This window comes from Streptomyces sp. NPDC090045 (assembly GCF_044747975.1).
GTDB lineage: Bacteria > Actinomycetota > Actinomycetes > Streptomycetales > Streptomycetaceae > Streptomyces.
This window is the reverse complement of record NZ_JBIVFA010000010.1, coordinates 251,485-263,819: the sequence shown is the minus strand read 5'-3', so window position 1 is coordinate 263,819 and position 12,335 is coordinate 251,485. Positions and strand designations below refer to the sequence as shown.

The window sequence follows — 12,335 nt, the reverse complement described above, 5'->3', positions numbered from 1 at the left end:
CCCGCGCTACGCCCGCTCGCGGAAGAACGCGTTCGCCGCCGGGCGGAACATCAGGGCCACCGCCGTCAGGACGGCCGCCAAGTGGACGGTCCGGCTGACGCCGAAGACCCATTCCAGGGCGTCCGCCCGGGCGAGCGCGTCGGCGAGCGATCCGCCGTCGAGGAGGAATCCGAGCGGTTCGACGACCAGCGAGGCGGTGCCGAGGACGCCGAGGCCGATGGCCAGGGCGATCCGGGCCCAGCCGGCCCCGCGGCGCATCCGTACGGCGACCAGCACGGCGGCGGTGAACACGGCCAGCCGCACCGCCAGGCCCACGCCGAACCCCTCGGCCGGATCCCGGCCGACCATCAGGGCGGTCTCGAAGGCGCCGGCGGCCACGGCCGTGACCCACAGTGCGAAGGCGGCCCGGACGGGAGCGGCCGGCCGGCCGGGGTTCCGGTGCCGTGGGGAACGGTGCGCGGCGGCGGACGTGGCAGACATGGGAGGCTCGCTTTCCAGACGGGGTCTCGACACCCCGATGCTCGCGCCGGACCCGGGTCCCGCACGCGCCGGTGGCCTGGTGTGTCCGCCCGGGGGCTGGCCCCCCTGCCGGACCTACGGCGTGCGGATCAGCCGGCGGGTGGCGGCCGCCGCGACCGCCGAGGTGCGGGAGTCGACGCCGAGCTTGGCGTAGACGTGCACCAGGTGGGACTTGACCGTGGCCTGGCTGAGGAAGAGCTTCTTCGAGATCTGCTGGTTGGACAGGCCGTCCGCGACCAGCTGCAGCACCTCCAGCTCCCGCTTCGTCAGCGCCTCCGCCGGGGTCCGCATCCGGTCCATCAGCCGCAGCGCCACCGCCGGGGCGAGTGCCGACTGGCCCGCGGCGGCCGTGCGCACCGCCGCCGCCAGTTCCTCCGGCGGGGCGTCCTTGAGCAGGTAGCCCGAGGCGCCCGCCTCCACCGCCGCCAGGATGTCCGCGTCCGTGTCGTACGTGGTCAGGACCAGCACCCGGGGGGAGCCCGGGCGGGCGGTGATCAGGGCCGTCGCCTCGGAGCCGTGCATGCCGGGGCCGGGCCCGAACTGGAGGTCCATCAGCACCACGTCCACCGGCTCGGACGCGGCCAGCTCCACCGCCCGCTCGGCGGTCGCGGCCTCGGCCACCACCGCGAAGTCCGCCTCGGTGTCCAGGACCGCGCGCAGCCCCGCCCGGACCACCGGATGATCGTCGGCGAGCAGCAGCCGGATGGTCATCGTCAGGCCTCCAGGGGCAGCGGCAGGGTGACGGCCACGGCGGTGCCCTGGCCCGGGGCGGACTCCACGGTGAACAGCCCGCCCAGCGTCTCGGCGCGCGAGCGCATCGCGGGCAGCCCGAAGCCGCCGTCACCGGAGCCCGACGCGGCCGAGGAAGGGTCGAAGCCGTGGCCGTCGTCGACGATGTCCAGCGTGACCGAGGCGTCCATGAAGGTCAGGGTGATCTCGGCGCGCCCGGCCCGCGCGTGCCGCACCACATTGGCCAGCGCCGACTGCGCGATCCGCAGCAGGGCCACCTCGTACGGGGTGGGCAGCACCCGCGGGCTGCCGGTCAGCGAGAACCGCACCCGCGGCCCCGGCACCCCCGCGCACAGCCGCTCCAGCGCGGCGGCGAGCGACCCGTGCTCCAGGTCCGGCGGGGTCAGGGCCCGTACGAAGCGGCGCGCCTCGGCGAGGTTCTCCTGCGCGGCCTCCCGGGCCCGGGCGATGTGTTCCAGCGCCGGGGCCTCCTCCGGCAGCGCCCGCTCGGCGGCCCGCAGCAGCAGCTGGATGGAGGACAGCCCCTGGGCGAGGGTGTCGTGGATCTCCCGGGCGAGCCGCTCCCGCTCGGCCAGGATCCCGGCGCCCCGCTCGGCCGCGGCCAGCTCGGCCCGGGTGGTGATGAGCTCCTCGATCAGCTCGCGACGGCGCTCGCTCTCGCGGTACAGCGCCTGGTAGCCCAGCACGGTCGCCACCGCCACCGCCCCGCCCAGCAGCGGCCCCAGGAAGGCCCCCGGGGTCGCCGTGCTGCTGTGCGCGAGGAACCCGCCGATGGCCGCGCAGGCGGTCACCGCGACGGCCGCGACGCCCCAGCGCAGCCGCAGCAGGTGCAGCTCCAGGAAGTACAGCGGGAAGGCGATCCACAGCCCGTCGGGGGAGACCGCCAGCAGCGCCGCCCAGGCCGCGCCGAGCCCGGCCAGCCACACCGCCCCGGCGCGCGGCGAGCTGTGCACGGCGGGGGCCCGTACGCCGGCCGCGTAGAAGGCGGCCAGTACCGCGCAGGCGGCGATCACCCAGCCGGCCCGGGGCGCGGAGTCGGCCACGGCCCGGCCGGCGGCGAGCGCGAGCAGCCCGAAGAGCAGCGCGTGCAGGCACAGCCGCAGCACTTTCGACACGGGGGTGAGGGCGCGGGAAACGGAGGGAAGGGGGGCGGTGGGAAGCGGGGCGGTGGCAGCAGTCATGACCGGACCAGCGTAAGTCGGGCCCGGCCGGCCCCGGTCAACCGAAAGTTTGATGTACCCGTGCGCCCTTCGATACGAGGATCTCTACTGTGGCGCGATGCCTTGTGTCCACGCGGAACACCAGGGTGGGGAACATGTTCGTCGCATGGAGAGATCTACGGTTCGCCAAGGGACGCTTCGCCCTGATGGGCTCGGTCGTCCTGCTGATCACGCTGCTGGTCGGCCTGCTGTCCGGGCTCACCTCCGGCCTGGCCCGGGAGAACATCTCGGCCATCACCGGCCTGCCCGCCTCGCACCTGGCCTTCGCCGCGCCCGCCGGGGACCAGAAGGTGTCCTTCACCAACTCCCAGGTCCCCGAGTCCGCCTGGCTGGCCTGGCGCAAGCAGCCCGGGGTGACCTCGGCGGAGCCGCTCGGCATCCGCACCACCAACGCCGTCTCGGGTGAGCGCACCGCCGCCGTCTCGGTCTTCGGCGTGGACCCCGCCGGACGGCTCGGGCCGCAGCGCACCGGCCTCACCCAGGGACAGGTGGTCCTCGCCGAGAAGGCCGCGAAGGAGCTCGGCGGCCTCACCGCCGGCGCCAAGCTCAAGATCGGCCCGCTCGAGCTGACCGTGGCCGCCGTCTCCGGAACCGCCGCCTACAGCCACACCCCGGTCGTCTGGATGGACCTCAACGACTGGCAGCGCATCGGCAACCCCGGCACCTCCATCGACACCCTCGCCACCGTCGTCGCCGTCTCCGGCAGCGGCATCGACCTCGCGGCCGCCGACGGGGCCGCCGCGACCAGGGCCCAGACCGTCGACGAGGCCCTGGGCGCCATAGGCTCGTACCAGGCCGAGAACGGTTCGCTCCAGCTGATGCGCGGCTTCCTCTTCGTCATCTCCGCCCTGGTGATAGGGGCCTTCTTCACGGTGTGGACGATCCAGCGCAGCGGCGACATCGCCGTCCTGAAGGCACTGGGTGCCTCCACCCCGTACCTGCTGAAGGACGCCCTCGGCCAGGCCGTGGTGATGCTCGCCATCGGCACCGGACTGGGCACCGCGCTGGCCGCCGCCTTCGGCGCGCTGATCAGCGGCGGGAACGTGCCCTTCGTGCTCGACGCCGCCACGGTGCTCGTCCCCGCCGCGATCATGATCGTGCTCGGCGCGCTGGGCGCGGCCCTGTCCATCCGGCGGATCACCGCCGTCGACCCGCTGACCGCCCTCGGGAGCGCCCGATGACCCTGCTCGTCCACGACGTCACGCTCACCTACCCCGACGGCGAGAGCCGGCTGACCGCCCTCGACGCGGTCGCTCTGGAGGTGCCCGCCGGCACCCTGACCGCGGTGATCGGACCCTCCGGATCCGGCAAGTCCAGCCTGCTCGCGGTCGCCGCCACCCTGGTCACCCCGGACTCCGGCCGGGTCGTCGTCGCAGGCCAGGACACGGCGGGGCTCGGCGCCGCCGAGAAGTCGGCCCTGCGCCGGGAGAAGATCGGCATCGTCTTCCAGCAGCCGAACCTGCTGGCCTCGCTGACCGCCGCCGAACAGCTCCAGGTCATGGCGCACCTCTCCGGCCGGCCCGCCAAGGCCCTGCGCCGCCGCGCGCTGGAGCTGCTGGACGCGGTGGGCCTGGCGGACAAGGCCGACAAGAGGCCGCACCAGCTCTCCGGCGGCCAGCGCCAGCGGATCAACATAGCCCGCGCCCTGATGAACGAGCCCGCGGTGCTGCTGGTCGACGAGCCGACCAGCGCCCTGGACCACGAGCGCGGCGCCGCCGTGCTCGACCTGCTGGTCACCCTGACCCGCGAGCGCTCCACCGCCACGGTGGTGGTCACCCACGACCACGCCCACCTGGAGCGGATGGACCGTACGGCGACGATGGCCGACGGCCGCCTGACGCAGAGCCCGGAGCCGGGCACCGGTCCCGGCGTGCTGAGCGGCGTACGGGCCTCCTGAGCGGCCCGTGGGGGCACGTACGCGAAGGCCCCGGCCGTCCCTCGCTCCGAGGGACGGCCGGGGCCTTTACGCGCGGGCGCGTACCGCCTAGGCCGGGGTCTGGTTGGACAGGGCCACCGACAGCTCGGCGGCGACGCCTTGCAGGATCGGCACGAAGGACTCGGCCACGGCCTCGGTGACCCGGCCCGCCGGGCCGGAGATGGAGATCGCGGCGGCGGTCGGCGAGTTCGGCACCGACACGGCGAGGCAGCGGACTCCTATCTCCTGCTCGTTGTCGTCGACCGCGTAGCCCACCTTGCGGACCTGCTCCAGCGCGTCGAGGAAGCCCTCGGGCGTGGTGATGGTCTTCTCGGTCGCCGCCGGCATGCCGGTGCGCGCGAGGAGGGCCCGTACCTCGTCGGCGGGGGTGTAGGCCAGGAGCGCCTTGCCCACGCCGGTGGAGTGCGGCAGCACCCGGCGGCCGACCTCGGTGAACATGCGCATGGAGTGCTTGGACGGCACCTGGGCGACGTAGACGATCTCGTCCCCGTCGAGCAGGGCCATGTTCGCCGTCTCCCCGGTCTCCTCGACCAGGCGGGCGAGGTAGGGGCGGGCCCAGGTGCCCAGCAGCCGCGACGCGGACTCGCCGAGGCGGATCAGACGCGGGCCGAGGGAGTACCGTCGGTTGGGCTGCTGGCGGACGTAACCGCACGCGACCAGGGTGCGCATCAGGCGGTGGATCGTGGGCAGGGGCAGACCGCTGGCGGCGGAGAGCTCGCTCAGGCCGACCTCGCCCCCGGCATCGGCCATACGTTCGAGCAGATCGAAGGCGCGCTCAAGGGACTGGACGCCACCGCTGGCGGCAGGGGTCTTTGAGGAAGCGTCGGTGGTGCTGGCGCTGGACGTCGGCACGGCGCGGTCCTTTCGGTGCTGGCAGGCAAGGGAGCAGCCTACCCGGCGGTCGGCGTCGGTCCCAGTGCTGGGGTCTGGGCCGTCGCCGCCGGTCAGAGGCGGTTTGTCCTGGTGGCGGACGTCCTCGGGAAGTTACCTGCCCAGTTCCCGGTGGTGGTAGCTACATTCTGGATAGTGAAATCTTAATTCCATCCTGTGGAAACATCCAATTGCGGTCCTGGTGTGTCAGTGGTCCGTCCGGGCGCTCTTGACTGCTCCGGGATCGCCGTGAAGACTCCGTCAACAGAACGTTGAATTTCGCTCTGTGGAAGTAGATGGGGAGGTTCCGGTGGCCGACGTGGCTGTGGAACTGGTACTGCGCTCGACGCGCGTCATCACCCCCGAGGGGACGCGCGCCGCCTCGGTGGCCGTCGCCGGCGGGAAGATCACGGCCGTGCTGGCACACGACGCCGAGGTACCGGCCGGAGCCCGGCTGGAGGACTTCGGCGACGACGTCCTGCTCCCCGGCCTGGTCGACACCCACGTCCACGTGAACGACCCCGGCCGCACCGAGTGGGAGGGCTTCTGGACGGCCACCCGCGCCGCGGCGGCCGGCGGCATCACCACGATCCTCGACATGCCGCTGAACTCCCTGCCGCCGACCACCACGACCGACAACCTGCGCGTCAAGCAGGAGGTCGCCCGCGCCAAGGCGCACGTGGACGTCGGCTTCTGGGGCGGCGCCCTGCCCGACAACGTCAAGGACTTGGCGCCGCTGCACGACGCCGGCGTCTACGGCTTCAAGTGCTTCCTGTCGCCCTCCGGCGTGGACGAGTTCCCCGAGCTCGACCAGGAGCAGCTGGCCACCTCCCTCGCCGAGATCACCGGCTTCGGCGGCCTGCTGATCGTGCACGCCGAGGACCCGCACCACCTCGACGCCGCCCCGGTCGTGCCCGGCCCCAAGTACGCCGACTTCCTCGCCTCCCGGCCGCGCGACGCCGAGAACACCGCGATCGGCAACCTGATCGCCCAGGCGAAGCGGCTGAACGCGCGCGTCCACGTACTGCACCTGTCCTCCTCCGACGCGCTGCCGCTGATCGCCGCCGCCAAGGTCGAGGGCGTCAAGATCACCGTCGAGTCCTGCCCGCACTACCTCACCCTCACGGCCGAGGAAGTGCCGGACGGCGCCAGCGAGTTCAAGTGCTGCCCGCCCATCCGCGAGGCCGCCAACCAGGACCTCCTGTGGGACGCGCTCGCCGACGGCACCATCGACTGCATCGTCTCCGACCACTCGCCCTCCACCGCGGACCTGAAGACGAGCGACTTCTCCACCGCGTGGGGCGGCATCTCCTCCCTCCAGCTCGGCCTGCCCGCCATCTGGACCGAGGCGCGCCGCCGCGGCCGGACCCTGGAGGACGTCGTGCGCTGGATGTCCGCGGCCCCGGCCGCGCTGGCCGGCCTGGCGCAGAAGGGCGCGATCGAGGCCGGCCGCGACGCCGACTTCGCCGTGCTCGCCCCCGAAGAAACGTTCACTGTGGACCCGGCCGAGCTCCACCACCGCAACCGGGTCACGGCGTACGCGGGCAAGACCCTGCACGGCGTCGTGAAGTCCACCTGGCTGCGCGGTACGCAGATCGCCGACCACGGCACCCCGACCGAGCCCACGGGCCTCCTCCTCGAAAGGCAGAACTGACAGTGGCGATTCCTTCTTTCACCGGCAACGCGAACCCGTACGGAGGCGGCGACCCGTACGCGGACTACCGCACCGCGGACTTCCCGTTCACCCAGTACGCGAACCTCGCCGCCCGTGAGCTGGGCGCCGGCGTCATCGCTGCCAACGACGAGTTCTTCGCCCAGCGCGAGAACCTCCTCATCGCCGAGGCCGCGCACTTCGACCCCGAGCACTTCGGCCACAAGGGCAAGATCATGGACGGCTGGGAGACCCGCCGCCGCCGCGGCGTGTCCGCCACCCAGCCCTGGCCGACCGCCGAGGACCACGACTGGGCGCTCGTCCGCCTGGGCGCCCCCGGCGTCATCCGCGGCATCGTCGTCGACACCGCCCACTTCCGCGGCAACATGCCGCAGGCCGTCTCCATCGAGGGCACCTCGGTCGACGGCGCGCCGACCCCCGAGGAGCTCCTCGGCGACGACGTGAAGTGGACCACCCTGGTCCCGCGCACCGCGGTCGGCGGCCACGCGGCCAACGGCTTCGAGGTGAGCACCGAGCAGCGCTTCACGCACCTGCGCGTCAACCAGCACCCGGACGGCGGCATCGCCCGCCTGCGCGTCTACGGCGAGGTCCTGCCCGACCCGAAGTGGCTCGCCGCGCTCGGCTCCTTCGACGTGGTGGCCCTGGAGAACGGCGGCTCCGTCCAGGACGCGTCCAACCGCTTCTACTCCCCGCCGACCAACACCATCAACCCGGGCCGCTCCCGCAAGATGGACGACGGCTGGGAGACCGCGCGCCGCCGCGACAACGGCAACGACTGGATCCGCTACCAGCTCGTCACCGAGTCCGAGATCCGCGCCGTCGAGATCGACACCGCGTACCTCAAGGGCAACTCGGCCGGCTGGGCCTCCCTCTCCGTCAAGACGGGCGAGGAGGGCGAGTGGACGGAGTTCCTGCCGCGCACCCGCCTGCAGCCTGACACCAACCACCGCTTCGTGCTGGACGCCCCGGCGGTCGGCACGCACGTCCGGATCGACATCTTCCCGGACGGCGGCTTCTCCCGCCTTCGCCTGTACGGCTCCCTGACGGAGACCGGCGCGGCCGCGCTGGCCGCCCGCCACCAGGAGCTGGGCGGCTGACGCCACCCCGTTCGACCGCCCCGGGAGCCGACACTCCCGGGGCCATGCCCGGCTCGATGGGGCGCGCCGCGTCGCGGTGCGCCCCATCGGCATGCGTCCTGCCGTACGAACTCCCTTGCGGGTGCGGCACAGTGGGGCCCGGCGGCCCCGCCCGGGGGCCGGCCGGATCGGACAGGAGCAGGCCCGCATGACGGAGCAGACCATCCCGACCATCCCCGCGCAGCCGCGCACCCACGAGGAGCGGCTCAAGGACACCCTGGCCCGCTTCGAGAACGACGTCGACGTGTGGGTCGCCACCGCCGACGCGGACGGCGTCCCCTGCATGGTCCCGCTCTCCTTCCTGCGGGACGGCGAGACCTTCCTCGTCTCGACCCAGCGCACCAACCCCACCGCACGCAACCTGATCGCCAACGGCCGCGCCCGCCTGGCCTTCGGCCCCACCCGGGACGTGGTCCTGGTGGAGGGCACCGCGACGACGGTGGAGGCGGCCGACCTCGCCCCGGCCGTACGGGAGGCGTTCGCGGCCCGCACGGGCTTCGACCCGAGCGCCTTCGCCACGCCCTACCCGTACTTCCGGATCACGCCGGTATGGATCCAGGCGTGGCGCGAGGTCAACGAGATGGCGGGCCGTCAGCTGATGACGGACGGCCACTGGATCCCGTGACGTACGTTGCCCCGGGCCCGGCCAGCAAGGCCACCACGGCGGCCACCTCACCCGTCGTCCCGAAGCGCCCCAGGGCGGTCACCCCGGCCTGCGGCCCCGCGTGGGGCCCGTCCGCCGGGTTCATGCCGGTGTCCACCGGCCCCGGGTGAACGATGCGTAGAGCGTTCCGCCGGGGCCGGGGACCCGCTGGGTGACGCAGCTGCCGATGGTGATGATCCGCCCGGCCCCGCCCCAGTGCGGGGGCCGCGGCCGGGGTGGTGGTGAACACCCCGCGGACGTTGACCCCGAGCACCCGTTCCACCTCGGCCGCGGCCTCCTCGCCGCTGGGGGGCCGATGGCGTCGGCGGGAATCCGACCTCGTGTTCCCGCGGGGCCGTGCGTGGCGTCGCGACGAGATTTCGGGGGTCCGGAAGTCTGCACTCGTGTAGGGACGACCGAGCTAGGAGCGCAGAGCCATGGGAAAGCTGACCCTGACCACCTTCGTGACCCTCGACGGCGTGATGCAGGCCCCCGGTGGCCCGGAGGAGGATCGCAGCGGCGGGTTCGAGTACGGCGGATGGCTGGCGCAGTTCGCCGACGAGGGGATGCTGGAGTTCGTCAGGGAGGTCTTCGGGCGGACCGGGGCGTTCCTGCTCGGGCGGCGGACGTACGAGATCTTCGCCGGGTACTGGCCGCACCACGACGATCCGGCCGACCCCGTCGCGGGCAACCTGAACCGGCTGCCGAAGTACGTGGCCTCCACCACGCTCAAGGAGCCGGCCTGGGGCCCGGCCACCGTGCTCGACGGGGAGTACCTGCAGAGCGAGATCGTCCGGGTCAAGGACGCGCTGGAGGGGGAGCTGCAGGTGCACGGCAGCGGGCAGCTCGCGCAGTGGCTGCTGGCCCGGGACCTCGTGGACGAGCTGAACCTGCTGGTCTTCCCCGTGTTCCTGGGCGCGGGCCGGAAGCTGTTCCCGACCGGTGGGCTGCCGACCGCCTTCGAGGTGACCCAGTCCCGTGACACGCCGGCCGGAACCGCCATCCGTACCTACCGGCCGACGGGGCGGGCCACCTTCGGCACGGTCGGCTGAGACGGGCTAGCGCGGGTCCAGGGCGAGCTGGACCACGCGGCCCTCGCGCAGGACCAGCAGGTCCGGGGCCTCGTGCTCGTAGTGGCGGATGCGGCCGACCGGGCCGGGCGGGCGGACGTGGGGGGCCAGGATCAGCAGGAGGTCCTCCAGGTCCGGGAGCTGTTCCTCGTGGATCTCCTGGCGGGTGGTCAGGGCCCAGCCGCCGCGCTCGGTCGGCGCGAACTCGCCGACGAGCATGCCGCCGACCCGCCACGCCGGGCCCCGGGTCGAGAGCAGTCCGTCCCCCGTCAGCTGGTGCCGCACCTCCGCGAGCACGTCGTCCGGCGTGCTGTCGAGCAGGTCGAACGCCAGGTCCAGGGCGTAGAGATCAGCCATGCACCCGATGCTACGGGTCCCGTGCGGGGGGTCCGGAAACAGGTCGCCCGGCATGATCGGCTCCGGTAGCGTGCCCCCTGCACCCGTGCGAGCCGCCGTAGTCTCCACCTCTTCCATGACGTTGGAGACCTCCGATGACCGTGATCTCGCCGGCCCTCGAAGCCGCCCCCCGCCGGGCCTGGCTCGCCGACCTGCCGGTCCTGGCCGTCGCCGTCGTCTGGGGCGGCAGCTACCTCGCCGCCAAGGGCATCACCACCTCGCACACGGTCATCGCCGTGCTCGTGCTGCGGTTCGCCCTGGTCCTGCCCGTCCTGGTCGTGGCCGGGTGGTCGCGGCTGCGCGCGCTCGGCCCCGCCCAGCTGCGCTCCGCCGGGCTGCTGGGACTCGTACTCGGCGGGATCTTCCTCCTGGAGACCTACGGGGTCGTCCACACCTCCGCCACCAACGCCGGGCTGATCATCAGCCTGACCATGATCTTCACCCCGCTGGCCGAGGCCGCGGTGCGGCGGCGGGCGCCCTCCGCCGGATTCCTCGGGGCCGCGGCCGTCTCCGTGACCGGTGTCGTCCTGCTCACCCAGGGGGCCGGATTCACCGCGCCGGGCCTCGGCGACCTGCTCATCCTCGGCGCCGCCCTCGCCCGGACCCTGCACGTCCTGCTCATGGCCCGGATCGAGGCCGTCCAGGACGCCGACGCGCTGTCCCTGACCACCGTGCAGCTCGGCGTGGCCGTACTCGTCTTCGCGCTGCTGGCCGCCGTGCCCGGGACCGGGGCGAGCCCCTGGGCCGCCGCCGCCGGTTTCGGGGCCGCGGAGTGGGCCGGGCTGGCCTTCCTCTCCGTCTTCTGCACCCTCTTCGCCTTCTTCGTGCAGATGTGGGCCGTGCGCCGCACCTCGCCCTCCCGGGTCGGCCTGCTGCTCGGCACCGAGCCCCTGTGGGCGGCCGTCGCCGGCATCACCATCGGCGGCGAGCACCTCGGCCCCCTCGGCTACGCGGGCGCCGCCCTGGTGCTCGCCGGCACCGCGTGGGGCCGCCGCGCCGTCACCCCGGCCGCCTGAGCCCGGTCCGCGCACCTGTCCGGAAATCGACGCAGCCACGGGTGATCGTCCGCCATAGGGTGGCCCAATGCCCGTGCGCTTACAGAACCGGCAGGTCCGGGAGTTCCTCCAGGCGGACCCGGCGCCGCTCCCGGCGCGAGAGCTCGCAGGCTTCCGCGATCCGAAACGCCGCCAGTGCCTCCCGGCCGTCGCACGGGTTGGGCGCCTCGCCCCGTACGAAGTGGACGAAGGCCGCCAGCTCGGCCTCGTACGCCGGGGCGAAACGTTCCAGGAAGCCGGTCCACGGCTTGCTCGCCGGGGGCGGGCCGTGCGGTTCGGTGGAGGCGATCGGAGTCCGGTCGTCCAGCCCCACCGACACCTGGTCCAGCTCCCCGGCCAGCTCCATCCGCACGTCGTACCCGGCGCCGTTGCACCGCGTGCCGGTGGCCGTGACCAGGGTTCCGTCGTCCAGCGTCAGCACGGCCGCCGCCGTGTCGATGTCGCCCGTTTCCCGGAACAGGGCGGGTCCCGCGTCCGACCCGGCCGCGTACACCTCGACCACCTCGTGCCCGGTCACCCAGCGGACCATGTCGAAGTCGTGCACCAGGCAGTCCCGGTAGAGCCCGCCGGAGGTCGCCAGGTAGGCGGCCGCCGGCGGCGCCGGATCGGCCGTCATCGTCCGGACGGTGTGCAGCCGCCCCAGGGCGCCCGAACGGACCAGCTCGCGGGCCGTGCCGTAGCCCGCGTCGAAGCGGCGCATGAAGCCCACCTGGAGCAGCCCGCCCGCGGCCGCGACCTCCCGCAGCGCCGCCAGGGTCCGGTTCAGGTCCGGGGCCAGCGGTTTCTCGCAGAACACCGGCAGCCCGCCGCGCACCGCACGTACGACGAGGTCCGCGTGCGCCTCGGTCGCGGACGCGACCACCACGGCGTCCACGCCCCAGGTGAAGACCTGCTCCACCGAGGGCGCGGCGGTGGCCCCGAGCCGGTCGGCGAGGCGCGCCGCCCGCGCGGGATCGGCGTCCGCGAGCAGGAGCGAGCCGGCTTCCGGGTGGCGGGCCAGTACGGCGGCGTGGAAGGACCCGATCCGGCCCGTTCCGATGAGCCCGATGCGCATGCACTCAACCTGAC

Annotated in this window: 13 protein-coding genes and 1 pseudogene; 7 read left to right on the top strand and 7 right to left on the bottom strand. The window is 73.5% G+C overall.

What is annotated here, in order from left to right:
- Positions 1-6: 6 nt before the first annotated feature.
- The 3 genes from ACIPYQ_RS26220 to ACIPYQ_RS26210 all read right to left on the bottom strand — a co-directional run bounded on the left by ACIPYQ_RS26220 (position 7) and on the right by ACIPYQ_RS26210 (position 2,450).
- Entirely contained in the window at positions 7-480 is a 474-nt protein-coding gene (locus ACIPYQ_RS26220) for a hypothetical protein (RefSeq protein WP_401255621.1), read from the bottom strand.
- 114 nt (positions 481-594) lie between these two features.
- On the bottom strand, positions 595-1,230 hold the full coding sequence (locus ACIPYQ_RS26215) for a response regulator transcription factor (protein WP_361762995.1): 636 nt from the start codon (positions 1,228-1,230) through the stop codon (positions 595-597).
- A gap of 2 nt (positions 1,231-1,232) precedes the next feature.
- Positions 1,233-2,450, bottom strand: a complete 1,218-nt coding sequence (locus ACIPYQ_RS26210) for a sensor histidine kinase (protein ID WP_401255617.1) — start codon at positions 2,448-2,450, stop codon at positions 1,233-1,235.
- A gap of 134 nt (positions 2,451-2,584) precedes the next feature.
- Here ACIPYQ_RS26210 and ACIPYQ_RS26205 point away from each other — a divergent pair, with 134 nt between their 5' ends.
- Positions 2,585-3,670 carry an ABC transporter permease gene (locus ACIPYQ_RS26205; RefSeq protein ID WP_401255614.1) on the top strand — a complete coding sequence of 362 codons (1,086 nt, stop codon included), beginning with the start codon at positions 2,585-2,587 and terminating at the stop codon, positions 3,668-3,670.
- On the top strand, positions 3,667-4,386 hold the full coding sequence (locus tag ACIPYQ_RS26200) for an ABC transporter ATP-binding protein (protein ID WP_401255611.1): 720 nt from the start codon (positions 3,667-3,669) through the stop codon (positions 4,384-4,386). The genes ACIPYQ_RS26205 and ACIPYQ_RS26200 overlap by 4 nt, the downstream gene beginning before the upstream one ends.
- A gap of 87 nt (positions 4,387-4,473) precedes the next feature.
- On the opposite strand, the gene ACIPYQ_RS26195 is transcribed toward ACIPYQ_RS26200, so the two are convergent.
- Positions 4,474-5,277, bottom strand: a complete 804-nt coding sequence (locus ACIPYQ_RS26195; protein WP_326587139.1) for an IclR family transcriptional regulator — start codon at positions 5,275-5,277, stop codon at positions 4,474-4,476.
- A 337-nt stretch (positions 5,278-5,614) separates the two neighbouring features.
- On the opposite strand from ACIPYQ_RS26195, the gene allB reads away from it, so the two are divergent.
- From allB to ACIPYQ_RS26180, 3 genes are all read left to right on the top strand, one after another.
- Positions 5,615-6,949 carry an allantoinase AllB gene (gene allB, locus ACIPYQ_RS26190; RefSeq protein WP_401255787.1) on the top strand — a complete coding sequence of 445 codons (1,335 nt, stop codon included), beginning with the start codon at positions 5,615-5,617 and terminating at the stop codon, positions 6,947-6,949.
- Between the two features lie 2 nt (positions 6,950-6,951).
- Positions 6,952-8,064 carry an allantoicase gene (alc, locus tag ACIPYQ_RS26185; protein WP_401255607.1) on the top strand — a complete coding sequence of 371 codons (1,113 nt, stop codon included), beginning with the start codon at positions 6,952-6,954 and terminating at the stop codon, positions 8,062-8,064.
- A gap of 187 nt (positions 8,065-8,251) precedes the next feature.
- Complete coding sequence (locus tag ACIPYQ_RS26180; protein WP_401255604.1) at positions 8,252-8,728, top strand: pyridoxamine 5'-phosphate oxidase family protein; 477 nt, start codon at positions 8,252-8,254, stop codon at positions 8,726-8,728.
- Here ACIPYQ_RS26180 and ACIPYQ_RS26175 read toward each other — a convergent pair.
- Positions 8,676-9,035: pseudogene (locus ACIPYQ_RS26175) on the bottom strand (hypothetical protein); the annotation flags it as partial. The gene ACIPYQ_RS26180 and the pseudogene ACIPYQ_RS26175 overlap by 53 nt on opposite strands.
- A 148-nt stretch (positions 9,036-9,183) precedes the next feature.
- On the opposite strand from ACIPYQ_RS26175, the gene ACIPYQ_RS26170 reads away from it, so the two are divergent.
- Complete coding sequence (locus ACIPYQ_RS26170) at positions 9,184-9,798, top strand: dihydrofolate reductase family protein (RefSeq protein ID WP_401255601.1); 615 nt, start codon at positions 9,184-9,186, stop codon at positions 9,796-9,798.
- A gap of 6 nt (positions 9,799-9,804) precedes the next feature.
- Here ACIPYQ_RS26170 and ACIPYQ_RS26165 read toward each other — a convergent pair whose 3' ends face one another.
- Positions 9,805-10,173 (bottom strand): hypothetical protein, encoded by a 369-nt coding sequence (locus ACIPYQ_RS26165; protein ID WP_401255598.1) that lies wholly within the window; start codon positions 10,171-10,173, stop codon positions 9,805-9,807.
- Between the two features lie 134 nt (positions 10,174-10,307).
- Between ACIPYQ_RS26165 and ACIPYQ_RS26160 the strand changes: the two genes are divergently transcribed.
- Positions 10,308-11,228 carry a DMT family transporter gene (locus tag ACIPYQ_RS26160; RefSeq protein ID WP_401255595.1) on the top strand — a complete coding sequence of 307 codons (921 nt, stop codon included), beginning with the start codon at positions 10,308-10,310 and terminating at the stop codon, positions 11,226-11,228.
- 79 nt (positions 11,229-11,307) lie between these two features.
- Here ACIPYQ_RS26160 and ACIPYQ_RS26155 read toward each other — a convergent pair whose 3' ends face one another.
- On the bottom strand, positions 11,308-12,321 hold the full coding sequence (locus ACIPYQ_RS26155) for a Gfo/Idh/MocA family oxidoreductase (RefSeq protein WP_361763025.1): 1,014 nt from the start codon (positions 12,319-12,321) through the stop codon (positions 11,308-11,310).
- Between the last annotated feature and the right edge of the window lie 14 nt (positions 12,322-12,335).